This is a genomic window from Canibacter oris, assembly GCF_014197205.1.
Lineage (GTDB): Bacteria > Actinomycetota > Actinomycetes > Actinomycetales > Microbacteriaceae > Canibacter > Canibacter oris.
Genome location: NZ_JACIFD010000007.1, coordinates 24,439 through 38,464, shown reverse-complemented (window position 1 = coordinate 38,464; position 14,026 = coordinate 24,439). Strand labels below are relative to the sequence as shown.

Sequence of the window (14,026 nt, the reverse complement as noted above, 5' to 3'; positions counted from 1 at the left end):
TTATGTCTCTGAAGTGGCGGGTTGTTGATTGTTCCACCCTGAATGGCAGTATTCGCACTGCCCGCGGTTCGGTGAATATCTGCAAAGCTGACGGCAGCGTCACTAATTTGCCACTGGCTGATGTTGCGGTGCTTTTGCTTGGGATGCAGGTGACTGTTTCTGCAGCGGCTTTGCATCGCTTAATGCAACAGGACATCTCGGTTTTAATCTGTGATTGGAAAGGAGTGCCTGAAGGAGGCATTTATTCGTGGAGTGAACACGGTCGAGTAGGTGCAAGGGCTCGCGCACAAGCGACTTTAACAGTGCCCCGGGCTAAGAACGCCTGGGGGAGAATCGTTAAGGCTAAAATTTTGGGTCAGGCTGCTGTGTTGCAGGTAAATGGTAGTCGTGAGCATAAACTGCTCACAGAGCTTGCTGGTGCTGTGAGGTCAGGCGACCCAGCGAATTTAGAAGCGCAGGCTGCACGTATTTACTGGGATGCGATTTCCGGTCCCGGGTATTTTAAGCGCACTCCTAGGTTGAATCTTGATGACACTAATGCTTGCTTAAACTATGCTTACACGGTGCTGCGTGGTTTTGGAATCCAGGCGGTATTAGCCGCGGGTTTAACTCCGGCACTTGGGGTTTTCCACCGCAACCGAGCGAACAATTTTGCACTGGTTGACGATCTCATTGAACCGTTTCGTCCCGCTGTCGACGCTGGTGTTTTTGCGTTATCCGATAAAGACATCGCTAAACCTAAGGTACGTGCAGAATTGGTTGCCATCGCGCAGCGAAAATTTGCTGCTGATGGTTTAACCGTCCCATCTGTTTTTCGTGATTTTGCACAGCATTATGCACTGTATGTCGAGAAGCAGATTGATTTTATTAACCCTCCGGTTTGGAGAAGAGAATATGCCGAGTGATCCGATGTGGGCAGTTGTGATGTTTGATTTACCGACGCAAACCAAAACTCAGCGTCGGAACTATACTAAGTTCAGAAACCTGATTCTCGATTTGGGGTTCTGCCAGATGCAGTATTCGGTTTACCAGAAGTACTGCATCTCCGGGCCTTTGCCAGATAGCACGGTGAAAGAAATTAAGGCAGGGGTGCCACCGCAGGGACATGTCAGAATCATGCATGTCACTGATAGGCAATGGGCAGCAACCATCTGTTTTTCCAACGCAACAGAGGAAACTCCCGAAGAAACACCCACTCAGCTAGCTTTTTTCTAACGTATTTGGGTGCAAAAAATGACCCTAATCGGGCATTTTTCTCAGAAACAAAAGCTTATCTAAAGTTTCTGAGTCTCAATCTCAGCGAGCGCCGTGAGAAGCTAGGTGCCGATTAAAGCTTATCTAAAGTTTCTGAGTCTCAATCTCAGCGGGTCCGCCAACTATTCCGATTCTGAACAAAGCTTATCTAAAGTTTCTGAGTCTCAATCTCAGCTACATCGTAATGGTTTGCGACAAACAGTAAAGCTTATCTAAAGTTTCTGAGTCTCAATCTCAGCCACACGCTCGCAACCCCGTTACAGTACAAAAGCTTATCTAAAGTTTCTGAGTCTCAATCTCAGCTCGTCAAGGCAAATATCTGACCGTAGATAAAGCTTATCTAAAGTTTCTGAGTCTCAATCTCAGCAGTGGCAGATTAACGAGATGGCGATGCAAAAGCTTATCTAAAGTTTCTGAGTCTCAATCTCAGCGGATCAGTAGTTTGTCTACTCTTGTGCCAAAGCTTATCTAAAGTTTCTGAGTCTCAATCTCAGCGCGATTGATCAGTTAACGATTAATGCGCAAAGCTTATCTAAAGTTTCTGAGTCTCAATCTCAGCCCGCCTGGACCGGGGTACAGAAGACCGTAAAGCTTATCTAAAGTTTCTGAGTCTCAATCTCAGCCAACCACTCCTGGACCTGAGCGCCGGTAAAAGCTTATCTAAAGTTTCTGAGTCTCAATCTCAGCGCACGAATTGCGGTTGCATAGCCGGCGCAAAGCTTATCTAAAGTTTCTGAGTCTCAATCTCAGCCGGTAGCGGTACAAGCAGTCATTGACTGAAAGCTTATCTAAAGTTTCTGAGTCTCAATCTCAGCGACATGAGTCTGTGTGTCCCAGGGCTGCAAAGCTTATCTAAAGTTTCTGAGTCTCAATCTCAGCGCCCGCATCGCCGTGTTTAAAGCAAGCTAAAGCTTATCTAAAGTTTCTGAGTCTCAATCTCAGCTATCGCCTACTTCACCGCGCAGACCGGTAAAGCTTATCTAAAGTTTCTGAGTCTCAATCTCAGCGCTCACAAGACTGGAGCAACAGCACTAGAAAGCTTATCTAAAGTTTCTGAGTCTCAATCTCAGCTACATGTAAACGGTGCCGGGGTATTCCAAAAGCTTATCTAAAGTTTCTGAGTCTCAATCTCAGCAGGAGGCAGCTGCGAAGCTGCCGCTGGTAAAGCTTATCTAAAGTTTCTGAGTCTCAATCTCAGCACAGTGCGTGGGTGAACCTACTAAAGGCAAAGCTTATCTAAAGTTTCTGAGTCTCAATCTCAGCTCTGTTGTTGCTTTTTCGCTTGTTTTTTAAAGCTTATCTAAAGTTTCTGAGTCTCAATCTCAGCGTTGCGGTCTTTGCAGTCGGAGAAGCCTAAAGCTTATCTAAAGTTTCTGAGTCTCAATCTCAGCATTGTGCCGGGGGTAAAGCAATGACCAGAAAGCTTATCTAAAGTTTCTGAGTCTCAATCTCAGCCGCTGAAAACCGCTGCCGTTAATGCTTTAAAGCTTATCTAAAGTTTCTGAGTCTCAATCTCAGCCGCCAGAGTTTGCGATTGGTGCGTTCTAAAAGCTTATCTAAAGTTTCTGAGTCTCAATCTCAGCGTTAGAGAAGGCGCATAATCAAAGGATTAAAGCTTATCTAAAGTTTCTGAGTCTCAATCTCAGCTGCTGCGTGACGGGCTGGAAGGCTGGTTAAAGCTTATCTAAAGTTCCTGAGTCTCTATCCCGATAGACTCTTAATCTGTAGGTTCGGAGTTCAAGCATGTTCGCAGTTTCTGCTCTTCCATACCGCGACCTCGTAAAGAGAAGGTCGCGGGTTTAGAGCTCTAATACACGGCAATTTAGCCGAGTGGATACAACTTGACAGCATCACCAGCACTACCGCGCGCTCAAATCGGCATGGTACAAACGTAAAACCTCCGCTACAAAACTCAGCGTGCGGAGACAGGTAGCAAGCAGGGCTCGGCACAGCACCAAGCAATCAACACAAAACCCTTGAACTTCCGCAGAAATTCAAGGGTTTTAGCTATTCAATTTGTACGCCCCCGGGGGATCGAACCCCGAACCCACAGATTAAGAGTCTGTTGCTCTGCCAATTGAGCTAGAGGCGCATGTTGTTTTTAACAACAGATTAAATACTAAAGAAGTTTTGCTGCAATGTCAAATTCCGCGAAAAACACTGTGTGTCACGCCTTTTGAGTCACCAAATCGAACTTTCCGCAGGCTGCTAAACATCCACACCACACCTTCGCGACAAGCATATACTTAAAATATGTCTTCCACCGCAAAAACCCTCTCCGCGACCCCCGCAGATCTCGACTTCGCGCTCGAACTTGCAACCATCGCCAATAAGATTTCACTGCCGCGCTTTAAAGCAGCAGACCTCAAGGTCACAACCAAACCTGACCGCACCTACGTCACCGATGCTGACAAAGCCGTTGAGGCGGCGATCCGCGCACACATCGAAAAGCATCGCCCCGCAGATGTCTTCTTCGGCGAAGAAACAGGGGGAGATGCCGCAGCCACGACAGCCGGGGTGCGGCGGTGGATCCTCGATCCAATCGACGGCACCGCCAACTTCTTGCGTGGTGTGCCGAACTGGGCTACCCTTATCGCGCTTGAAATCGACGGGGAAGCACAGCTTGGGGTGTGTGCAATGCCTGCGCTTGACACCACCTGGTGGGCATTAGCGGGGCACGGCGCTTACAAACAGGTCGGCATCACTCAACCACAGCGGATCCACGTCTCCGCCGTCAGCGAGCTTGCCGACGCGTCGCTCAGCTTCCAAAGCATCCAGCAGTGGGAAGAGGCCGGCAAACTTGACAGCCTGCTAAGCCTGCGGCGGCAGGTGTGGCGTGACCGCGCGTACGGCGACGCGTGGTCATATATGGCACTGGCAGAAGGTTTGCTTGATCTGGTGGGGGAGTTTGACATCAAGTCATACGATGTTGCTGCAATTATCCCAATCGTTAACGAAGCTGGCGGCAAGTTCAGTGACCTAGACGGTAACCCAAGCGCTTGGTCTGGCAGCAGCATGGCGAGCAACGGGCTACTGCACGAGCAATTCTTAGCAGCGGTGAGGGGAGTAGCCTAACCGTGAAACAGCAGATCTTAAAGGAGCAAGACATGCCGCAACCACACACCGCTAAAACCGCAACCTCAACCGTCGCGGTTGCCGCCGTAATCGATTTCGCACTGCTAATTATTTTCGCGTTCACCGGCCGCAACAGCCACGGGCTGCCCCTCAGCATCACAGGCGTTTTTGAAACCGCACTACCGTTTCTACTAGCGGCTGCCGTGGGGTGGATCATCACAGCCATGTGGCGCGCCCCGCAGAGCCTAGTGAAAGGGCTACTGCTGTGGCTCATCACTGTTGGCGGCGGACAGCTGCTGCGTATGCTGCTGCAAGGCACCGAATTTTCACTGCCCTTCTTCCTCGTCTCACTGGGTGTTGTCGGCATCTTTTTAGTGGGGTGGCGGGCAATTGCTGCGGCCATCCGCACTCTCAATAAAGCACCGCGCAGCGCATAACAGCAGCACCAGCAAAAGCAAGCAGCCGGCCAGCAAACACTGACCGACTGCTGCGCTATCGCCATACTAACGAGCCAAGACGCACGAGCCGCAAAGCTCACAAAGTAACAAGCTCAAGCGACTACTTTTGGTGGACCACCATCACCGGGCACGGCAGAGCCTGCAGCACCCCGTGGCTAACAGAACCCAGCAGCAGTCGCGCAATATTGCCACGCCCGCGGTTACCTACAACCAACAGCTGGGCATCTTTAGCGCTCTCGATCAGCGCCTGCACCGGCGGCTGCTGCACAATCTCTTGCGTGATCTGCAAATCTGGGTAGTCGGCCGCCAGCCCTGCGGTGCCAACCGCCAGAGCCTCTTTTGCCTCGTCCTCCTGCTGCTGCACAAACTCAGAGCTCCACAGATGCTGCAACCCCGGGGCGGTAGGTGGCATCCACGCGTAAACCGTGTGCAAAATAGCACCACTGCCGGCAGCAACCCGCGCTGCGGTCGCAACCGCGTTACGGGCAGCCTTCGAACCGTCAACACCAACAACCACGCGAGCAGGATCCGCCACCGTAAACTCTGGCGGCACAATCACCACTGGGCACTGCGAAACCGCGGCAATTTTCACACCGCGGGTACCGAAAACAGCCCCCGCGAAACGGTGCCCGTGATGCCCACCAAGCACCAGCAGCGCAGCGGTGTGTGACACCTTCTCTAGCTCATCGATCGGATGTCCGACAATCGCCAGCGCAGTGATGGTTGCGGCAGCGTCCTGCTCTTTCGCGTAAGCAAGTTCTTCACGCAAAAGTGCCTCAGAAGCTTCCAGCGCGGCAGCCTTAAAATCTGGTGTCACAACCAGCATGCTGTCGTCCGTCACATTAACCAGCTGCACCTCAGCCTTGTTATTCTGCGCCCAAGCCAAAGCCCAGCGCAGCGCGGCACGACCCTCAGCGGTGCCGTCAACACCAACTACAATCTTTTGAGACATTTTATCCTCCTATAAGCAGACGGCTGAGACATGGAAGCTCCACATCTCAGCCGCCCATTAGCATCAATTATTTAGCTGGCAAACGCTCAGGCTTAATGCCCGCCATCTCGGCGATGACGCGCACAACCTGGCGGCTGTAGCCGTACTCGTTGTCGTACCAAACGTAAACCACTGCGGTTTTGCCAGTTGCCTTAGTCGCAAGACCGTCAACCACGCCCGCACGGCTGGCACCCACGAAGTCACTAGATACAATCTCCGGAGACTCTACGTAGTCAATCTGCGCCTGCAGCTCACCGGTCAGTGAGACGTTGCGCAGCAAGTCGTTGAGCTCCTCGACAGTGGTTTCTTTCTCCAGTTGCAGGTTAAGAATCGCGAGCGAAACATTCGGGGTCGGAACGCGAATCGCGTTGCCGGTGAGCTTCCCGGCGAACTCTGGCAGCGCCTTCGCAACCGCGCTAGCTGCGCCGGTCTCGGTGATAACCATGTTCAGCGCTGCGCCGCGGCCGCGACGATCGCCCTTGTGGAAGTTGTCGATGAGGTTCTGGTCATTGGTGTAACTGTGCACGGTTTCAACGTGGCCGTGAGCAACCCCAAATTCGTCATTCAGCACCTTCAGCACCGGAGTAATCGCATTGGTTGTGCAAGAAGCAGCAGACACAATCTTGTCGTCAGCGGTGATGGTGGCGTGGTTGATGCCGTAAACCACATTCTTCAGCGCGCCCTTACCCGGAGCGGTCAGTAGCACACGCGCTACACCCTTTGACTGCAGGTGCTGTGACAGCCCTGCCTCGTCGCGCCAGCGACCGGTATTGTCAACCACAATCGCGTTGTCAATGCCGTAAGCGGTGTAATCGACAGTCGCAGGATCATTAGAGTAGATAACCTGAATTCGCACGCCGTTTGCGATAATTACGTTATTGTCGCGGTCAAGCTCGATGCTGCCGTTGAACGGACCGTGCACAGAGTCACGACGCAGCAGATTTGCGCGCTTCTCAAGATCGTTTGCGGCACCCTGACGCACCACAATAGCGCGCAGGTTCAGACCGTTACCGCTGCCGGTGTGGTCAATCAGAATACGGGCCAACAGCCGGCCGATACGGCCGAAGCCGTACAGCACCACATCGGTGCCGGCAGGCGCGGCAGCTGACAGCCCCGCCAGCTCGCCCTGCAGGAACGCCTCCAGCTCGCCGCCGGCAGCGGCAAACTTGTTTTGCAGCTGGGCCACGTCAATAGCTGCTGCAGCAGGCTGTAGCTTGGCGAGGGTGTTGATAATTTCGCTGGTTGCCGCGAGTGACAGCTCCTGCTCGTCAATGTGCCGAGAGTGCTTGTGTGCGCGGATGATATCGATCGGGCTCTTACCAACCAGGGTGCGACCGTGTACTGACAACACTACGTCGTTGTCGCGGTGCAGCCGGCCAATCACCGGCACCAGCTCTTCAGCCAGCGCTACTTTCTGATTCCAGGTTGTCAGGTGGTCTTGTGTATTGCTCATTTTGTGAGTTTTCCTCGCTTCAGTGAGTGGAGACGGCCTGCCCGCCGAGATGTCACTTATAAGTATTCCACGGATTACCGAAATTTCCACTGAGAAAAGCCGATAATAGGCTAGGCTCATAAACATGACCACGGTGCAAGACGTAATTAACAGCTGCCGCAGCCTGTGGCCGGAGCACACTGCCGAGCAGTGGGATCGGGTCGGGCTCAGCGTCGGCGAGCCACACGCCCCGGTGCGTAAAGTCGCCCTCGCACTCGATGCCAGCCTGGCAAACTGCGCCGCAGCGCAACAACTCGGCGCACAAATGTTGTTGACACACCATCCGCTGCTGTTGCAGGCTGTGCACAGTGTTGCCGCAACCGATTACAAAGGTCGCGTAATCACCGAACTGATTCGCTCTGGGATGGCCCTTTACAGCGCCCACACCAACGCCGATATTGTGCCTGACGGGGTCAGTGACATCATCGCTACTAGACTCGGCTTGCAGGAGCTGCAGCCGCTCGTTCCAGCGGAGCATGACAGCAGCCACGGCATCGGACGGCGGGGCAGACTGGCTGATCCACTATCATTACAAGAATTTGTGGATCGCGCCGCCGCAATTTTTCCAGACACGGTGAGCGGGTTGCGGGTAGCGGGTGATCCACAGCAAAAAGTAGAGCACATCGCGCTGTGCGGGGGAGCTGGTGACAGTCTGCTCTCGAACGAGCTGGTGCTGCAGTCTGATGTGTATTTAACGAGCGATTTGCGGCACCATCCAGCGCAGGAGTTTCGTGAAAACAATCCGGACATCGCCCTCGTGGATGTCGCACACTGGGCCGCAGAGTCACTGTGGCTGGAAGTTGCGGCGCAACAACTCAGTGCGGCGCTGCCGGGGGTAGAATTTGTAGTCTGCGATATTAAAAGTGATCCGTGGATTTTTTCCGCGCACAAACAAGGAGCGTCAAAATGAGGGCAAGCGCAGCACAGCAACAGTTACTTCTGCCGTTGGCGGCGGTGGATCACCGCATCGCCCACCTGCAGCGGGTCGCGCACGAGCTGCAACAACCGCAACCCGAGGTCGCGGCCCTCAGGCGCACCGCCCAACCACTGCGCCAAGCACAGCTGCTGGCGCAGCGTGAGCTTGAAGCACAGCAGCGCGAAATGTCGCGTCTGACCGATGATTTAGACACCGTTGCCAAGCGCACTAAGCACGATGAAAATCTGCTAGCGCAGGCAACCGACTCGAAACTGGCCCAACAGGTAACCAGCGAGCTGCAACAGCTGGCCATGCGCCGCGACAAGCTAGAAACCCAACAGCTTGTAGTAATGGAAACTATTGAGGAAGCGGAGAAAAAACTGCAGGCAGCGGCGGCAGAGCTGCAAGAAATTACTGCGAAAGAGCAGGAGCTGCTGGCCGAAATCGCTGCCCGTCTGCAGCAGACCGAGCAGGACTTGGCACAGCTAACTAAAGAACGCAAGCTCCTGGCGGCACCAATCATTGGTGAGCTACTCGCGGAGTATGACGCGGTGCGCAGCCGCGGTGGTATCGGGGCAGCGGAGCTCACCAATAACGTGTCTGGGGCCAGCGGCATGCACCTGACACCGGGGGAGATTGCGGTTGTGAAGTCGCTCGACAGCGATGAGCTGTATTACTGCTCGCTGACCGGCGCGATTCTGGTGCGTGCCGAGGCAAGCTAGCCTCTATCACAGCTCCATGCGTGCACCCGCAGCGCGGCAGCATAGCGTCCCGTAAGTAGCCCAGCGAGCGTGCCGCAGCGCAACGCAGCAGTTTTTAGCTAGACTTGATTTGGAATGGGTCGACAAGACGGTCGCGTCGCGGAAAACCGCGCCGAGGAACGTCCGGGCTCCACAGGGGAGAACGGTGGGTAACGCCCACCCGGGGTAACCCGCGAGCAAGTGCAACAGAAAGTAAACCGCCAGGCAACTGGTAAGGGTGAAAGGGTGGTGTAAGAGACCACCAGCGTTTATGGTGACATAAGCGGCTAGGTAAACCTCGTTCGGAGCAAGACCATGCAGCAGACAACGACGCGCCCCGCTGAGTCTGCGGGTAGGTTGCTAGAGCACGCAGGTAACTGCGCGCCGAGATAGATGGCCGTCACGATGCAAATCGCACAGAACCCGGCGTATCAGTCGGCCCATTCCACTATCAGTGCGACGCGCAGATTGCTAGAATTAGATAAAGCAAACTCTGCGGAAAGGTTCAATAATGAGCACTGAAAACATCATCGAAGATGCAGAACAATACTGGTACAACACCAAAACTCGTAAAGTCGAGCATGGGCGGCTCTCGCCTGCAGTAGATCGTGTTGGGCCGTTTGCGACCGCAGCTGAAGCAGCAGCCGCACCGCAGACACTTGCCGCGCGCGCCGCAGCATGGGAAGCAGAAGACAAAGCCGCAGACGAGTGGGAAGATTAATTGTCTAAACAGCGTGACTATGTGCTGCGCACCATTGAGGAGCGTGGCGTTAAGTTTGTGCGTCTGTGGTTCACTGACATCGCAGGCAACCTGAAGTCGGTGGCACTTTCACCAACCGAAGTGGAAAGTGCCTTCAGCGAAGGTATCGGCTTTGACGGCAGCGCAATCGAGGGCGCAACCCGCGCCTATGAGTCAGACATCATTGCGATTCCTGACGCTTCAACGTTCCAGATGCTGCCATGGCGGGGCGATATGGAACCCACCGCTCGAATGTTCTGTAACCTATTCACCCCGAACGGGGAACCCGCGGTGTCTGATCCTCGCCAAGTGCTGAAGCGCCAGCTCGACAAAGCCGCACAAAAAGGTTTCACCTTCTACGCCCACCCTGAAATCGAGTTTTATCTGTTGCAGCACACCGCCGACGGCACACCTGTGCCTGTTGACAAGGCCGGCTATTTTGACAATGTTCCCGGTGGCGTGTCACACGATTTTCGCCGCGCCAGCGTCAGCATGCTCGAAGACCTCGGTATCGCGGTGGAGTTCAGCCACCACGAGGGCGGCCCAGGCCAAAACGAAATCGATTTGCGCTACGCCGACGCACTGACCATGGCAGACAGCGTCATGACGCTGCGCACCGTGGTTAAAGAGGTTGCTATCGCACAGGGCATCCGCGCAACCTTCATGCCGAAACCGTTCAGCGCAGCACCCGGCAGCGGCATGCACACCCATTTTTCACTGTTCGAGGGCGACGAAAACGCTTTCTTCGATCCCGCTGCGAAATACCAGCTCTCAGTTACTGCGCGGCGCTTCACCGCCGGCATCTTGCATCACGCCCGCGAAATCGCTGCCGTTACCAACCAGTATGTAAACAGCTATAAACGGCTGTGGGGCGGCGACGAAGCACCGTCGTACGTGTCATGGGGCCATCTAAATCAGTCCGCGCTTGTGCGTGTGCCGATGTACAAACCGGGTAAGGGAGGATCAGCCCGCATCGAGTACCGCGGCCTTGACGCGGCTGCCAACCCGTATCTCGCTTACGCTGTGCTGTTAGCCGCGGGGCTGCGAGGCATCGAAGATGAGTATGAACTCCCACCTGAAGCGGAAGAAAACGTGTGGGCTATGAGCCACAATGAGCGCCGCGCGATGGGGTTTGATCCACTGCCTGGGAGCCTTGATGAGGCACTGCACGTGATGCAAAAATCTGACCTGGTGGCGGAAACCCTAGGGGAGCAGGCGTTTTCTAATTTCATCCGTGACAAGCAACGGGAAACTGCGGAGTATCGCCGTCAGATTACCCCGTGGGAGCTTGAGCAAAATCTCGATCGACTGTGACCCTGCATGACGGAGCTTAAACTTGGCACCCTGGCACGCGCTGGTTTCACCGACCTCAGCGCAGCCAAAGCCAACCTGCTTAAGCTCGCCGCTGCTACCGGGGGAGACGCCCCCGCATTACTCGAGATATTAGCTGTCGCAGCCGACCCGGATAGCGCGCTGGACGCTTCGCTGCTTCTCGCACAGCAGCATCCCGAAATCGCCACAGCGTTGACTGCGGAGCAGTGGCGCAACTTCGCGCTGCTGAGCGGCGCCAGCGCTGCGCTCACGGAATTTTATCAGCGTCACCCCGCAAAACTCGGGCCACTGCTGCAAGCGGGTGGCGCGATCCACACCCCTGCACAATATCGTGAGGCACTGCTTGACGCGGTTCGCGCTACTGACGGCAAATACACCGTAGCGCAGCCCGGATGGGTGCAGTTACGAGTTGCTTACCGCGAGCAGCTGGCCGCACTGATGCTGTGGGATTTAGCCACCGCTGTGTCACAGCAACGCACCCCTAAGCACCTAGAGCAGGTTGCTGCAGCTCTCGCAGCACTCGCCGATGCCGCGCTCGAAGCGGCCCTGGCGGTGGCGCGCACCACGCTGGTGGCCGGGCTCAGCCCGGGATTGCCGGTGCCAGCAGCGGATGCCGCACAGGTGCCGCTGGCAATTATCGCGATGGGTAAATGCGGCGCACAGGAATTGAATGTGGTGTCAGATGTTGATGTGCTTTTCATCACCAGGCCGGTCACAGCAGCAGCCGACGAATCACACCGCGACCCCGGGCTTGACGGTGACCGCCTGCTGCGCGCAGCAACCCGGCTCGCTAGCGAAACTATGCGCGCGATCCACGATCCTGCCGCGGAGCCGCCGCTGTGGGAGATTGACCCGAACCTCCGACCCGAAGGCAAGAACGGGCCGCTGGTGCGCACCCTGCAGTCGTATCTCAGCTACTATCAGCGGTGGGCAGAAACCTGGGAGTTTCAAGCGCTGCTCAAGGCCCGGGCAGCGGCCGGTGATTTGGCGCTCGGGGCGGAGTTTATTGCGGCTATTACCCCGGCAGTTTGGGACAGCCGCAACCGTCCGGATTTTGTCGGTAACGTGCAGCGCATGCGGGAGCGAGTCACCGAACACCTGGATCCGGCTGACGTGGAGCATCAGATTAAGCTGGGCCCCGGCGGGCTGCGTGACATCGAGTTCAGCGTGCAACTCTTACAACTTGTGCACGGTGCTCACGATCTCTCGCTGCGCACTGCAGCGACCTTGCCCGCATTACAGGCACTCAGTGACCACGGCTATATCGCGCGCACCGACGCGGAAGAACTCGCCGAGGCATACGTCACACTGCGACTTTTTGAACATCGGCTACAGCTACGCGATTTGCGACGCACCGCACTAATGCCGCGCGATGAAGAAGACCTGCGGGTGTTGGCTCGCAGTACTGGCTACCGCAGCGCGCAAGATCTCACCGGCGCGTGGGAACACATTAAACGCCGCGTGCGTAGTCTCCACCTGAAAATTTTTTACGCGCCGCTACTCAGCGCGGTGGCTGCACTGCCGCTAAACGAGCTGACTCTCACTAATGACGCTGCTGCTGATCGGCTGCGCAGTATCGGCTTCAAAGACCCTGCGGGTGCGCTACGGCATCTAAAGGCACTAACAGCCGGCTCCCGGCGCAGCGCCCAGATTCAGCGCACACTGCTGCCGGTTTTCATTCAGTGGCTAGCAGATGGGGCGGATCCTGACGGCGGGCTATTAGCTTTCCGACGTATTAGTGAGGCTAACGGCGCAAACCCATGGTATTTGCGGTTGCTACGCGACGGAGCAGAGGCCGCCGAGCGCCTAATGCGGGTGCTCAGCGGCTCTCGTTACGCCGCCGAACTGCTGGAGCAGCTGCCAGAAGCCGTGGCCTGGTTAGAAGAGAATCATAAGCTGCAACCGGCTGAGTACACCCATCTGCAGGGGGAGATGGCCGCGGTTGCGTCGCGTCGCGACACTCTCGCCGCAGCCGCCACCGCACTCCGGCAGATTCACAAACGTGAGGTACTACGGCTGGCGCTGGGACAACTCAGCGGCGTTAATGATGCCGCGGCGGTTGCCCGCGGGCTAGATGCGGCGCACACCGCGCTGCTGGAAGTGCTGCTGCAAGAAATCCAAAAGCGTGATGAGAGGACAGCGCAGCTTGATTTTGCGCTCATCGCGATGGGGCGCTTTGGGGGTGGGGAACTCGGTTTCGCCTCAGATCTCGATTTGCTTGCTGTCTATCGTGCGCCAGCAGATATTACAGACGCTAGTCGCATCGCGATCCACACTATAACCCAGCTGCGGCAACTGGCCGTTGACCCATTTTCTGGTGTCGAACTTGATTTCGATCTGCGCCCCGAAGGAAAAAATGGGGCGCTTGTGCGCACGCTTGAGGGGTATCGTGCTTACTATGAAAAATGGTCGCTCACCTGGGAGGCACAAGCACTCCTACGGGCGCGATTTATCGCGGGTGATACTGTTTTAGGAGCCGAGTTTATGCAGCTGGCAGACGCGGTGCGTTACCCGTCAAGTTTCACCGCGCAGCAGCAGCGCGAGGTGCGGCTGTTAAAGGCGCGCATGGAATCTGAACGGCTACCGCAGGGAGTGCAGCCCCAGCGCCACCTGAAGCTGGGCCCCGGCGGCGTTAGCGACACCGAGTGGCTGGTGCAACTGCTACAGTTGCAGCACGCTCACAGTGTTCCCGAGCTAAAAACCCAGCAAACTCTAACCGCCTTGGCAAAGCTGCGTCAGCGGCAAATAATTTCTGCCCTCGCAGAAGCAACCCTGGCGCACTCATGGATCCTCGCGAGCCAACTGAGATCGGCCCAAAAACTGTGGTCTGGCCGCAACAGTGACGTGTTACCCGCTGATCGCGATGACCTTGATGGCATTGGGCGGATCCTCGGACGTAAAGCTGATACGACCACCGAGCTCGAGGCCGAGTGGTTTGCGGCTGCCCGCAAATCCCGGCGCATCTTCGAAGAGCTGTTCTACGACGAAACAACCGCTTTCTAAGCCGCGCGGCACGGTTCTAAGCTGCC

General features: G+C 55.8%; 11 protein-coding genes, 1 tRNA gene, 1 other RNA gene and 1 CRISPR repeat array. Of the genes, 10 read left to right on the top strand and 3 right to left on the bottom strand.

Annotated elements, in window-relative coordinates; genetic code table 11:
• Window positions 1–2: 2 nt before the first annotated feature.
• Entirely contained in the window at window positions 3–905 is a 903-nt protein-coding gene (cas1, locus tag F5897_RS04180; protein ID WP_183304585.1) for a type II CRISPR-associated endonuclease Cas1, read from the top strand.
• Entirely contained in the window at window positions 895–1,215 is a 321-nt protein-coding gene (gene cas2, locus F5897_RS04175; protein ID WP_124824130.1) for a CRISPR-associated endonuclease Cas2, read from the top strand. Before cas1 ends, cas2 begins: the two co-directional genes overlap by 11 nt.
• A gap of 50 nt (window positions 1,216–1,265) precedes the next feature.
• Window positions 1,266–2,965: direct repeats of the CRISPR family, unit length 36 nt; unit sequence AAAGCTTATCTAAAGTTTCTGAGTCTCAATCTCAGC.
• A gap of 308 nt (window positions 2,966–3,273) precedes the next feature.
• Here cas2 and F5897_RS04170 read toward each other — a convergent pair.
• A tRNA-Lys gene (locus tag F5897_RS04170) sits at window positions 3,274–3,346 on the bottom strand.
• Window positions 3,347–3,507: 161 nt separating this feature from the next.
• On the opposite strand from F5897_RS04170, the gene F5897_RS04165 reads away from it, so the two are divergent.
• Window positions 3,508–4,329 (top strand): inositol monophosphatase family protein, encoded by an 822-nt coding sequence (locus F5897_RS04165; protein ID WP_183304584.1) that lies wholly within the window; start codon window positions 3,508–3,510, stop codon window positions 4,327–4,329.
• 32 nt (window positions 4,330–4,361) lie between these two features.
• On the top strand, window positions 4,362–4,766 hold the full coding sequence (locus tag F5897_RS04160; RefSeq protein WP_124824128.1) for a DUF3054 domain-containing protein: 405 nt from the start codon (window positions 4,362–4,364) through the stop codon (window positions 4,764–4,766).
• A gap of 121 nt (window positions 4,767–4,887) precedes the next feature.
• Here F5897_RS04160 and F5897_RS04155 read toward each other — a convergent pair whose 3' ends face one another.
• Both F5897_RS04155 and F5897_RS04150 read right to left on the bottom strand, forming a co-directional pair.
• A complete protein-coding gene (locus F5897_RS04155; RefSeq protein ID WP_183304583.1) occupies window positions 4,888–5,739 on the bottom strand; it encodes a universal stress protein in 852 nt (283 codons plus the stop codon).
• Window positions 5,740–5,806: 67 nt separating this feature from the next.
• On the bottom strand, window positions 5,807–7,231 hold the full coding sequence (locus tag F5897_RS04150) for a glyceraldehyde-3-phosphate dehydrogenase (RefSeq protein ID WP_183304582.1): 1,425 nt from the start codon (window positions 7,229–7,231) through the stop codon (window positions 5,807–5,809).
• Window positions 7,232–7,355: 124 nt separating this feature from the next.
• Here F5897_RS04150 and F5897_RS04145 point away from each other — a divergent pair, with 124 nt between their 5' ends.
• From F5897_RS04145 to F5897_RS04120, 6 genes are all read left to right on the top strand, one after another.
• Window positions 7,356–8,180, top strand: a complete 825-nt coding sequence (locus F5897_RS04145; protein ID WP_124824125.1) for a Nif3-like dinuclear metal center hexameric protein — start codon at window positions 7,356–7,358, stop codon at window positions 8,178–8,180.
• Window positions 8,177–8,908, top strand: a complete 732-nt coding sequence (locus F5897_RS04140) for a zinc ribbon domain-containing protein (protein WP_124824124.1) — start codon at window positions 8,177–8,179, stop codon at window positions 8,906–8,908. Before F5897_RS04145 ends, F5897_RS04140 begins: the two co-directional genes overlap by 4 nt.
• A gap of 115 nt (window positions 8,909–9,023) precedes the next feature.
• An RNA gene (gene rnpB, locus F5897_RS04135) (RNase P RNA component class A) lies at window positions 9,024–9,373 on the top strand.
• Window positions 9,374–9,437: 64 nt separating this feature from the next.
• Window positions 9,438–9,647, top strand: a complete 210-nt coding sequence (locus F5897_RS04130; RefSeq protein WP_183304581.1) for an SPOR domain-containing protein — start codon at window positions 9,438–9,440, stop codon at window positions 9,645–9,647.
• Window positions 9,648–10,979 carry a glutamine synthetase family protein gene (locus F5897_RS04125; protein ID WP_124824123.1) on the top strand — a complete coding sequence of 444 codons (1,332 nt, stop codon included), beginning with the start codon at window positions 9,648–9,650 and terminating at the stop codon, window positions 10,977–10,979. It abuts the gene before it with no gap.
• A gap of 6 nt (window positions 10,980–10,985) precedes the next feature.
• Window positions 10,986–14,000 (top strand): bifunctional [glutamine synthetase] adenylyltransferase/[glutamine synthetase]-adenylyl-L-tyrosine phosphorylase, encoded by a 3,015-nt coding sequence (locus F5897_RS04120; protein ID WP_183304580.1) that lies wholly within the window; start codon window positions 10,986–10,988, stop codon window positions 13,998–14,000.
• Window positions 14,001–14,026: the final 26 nt, after the last annotated feature.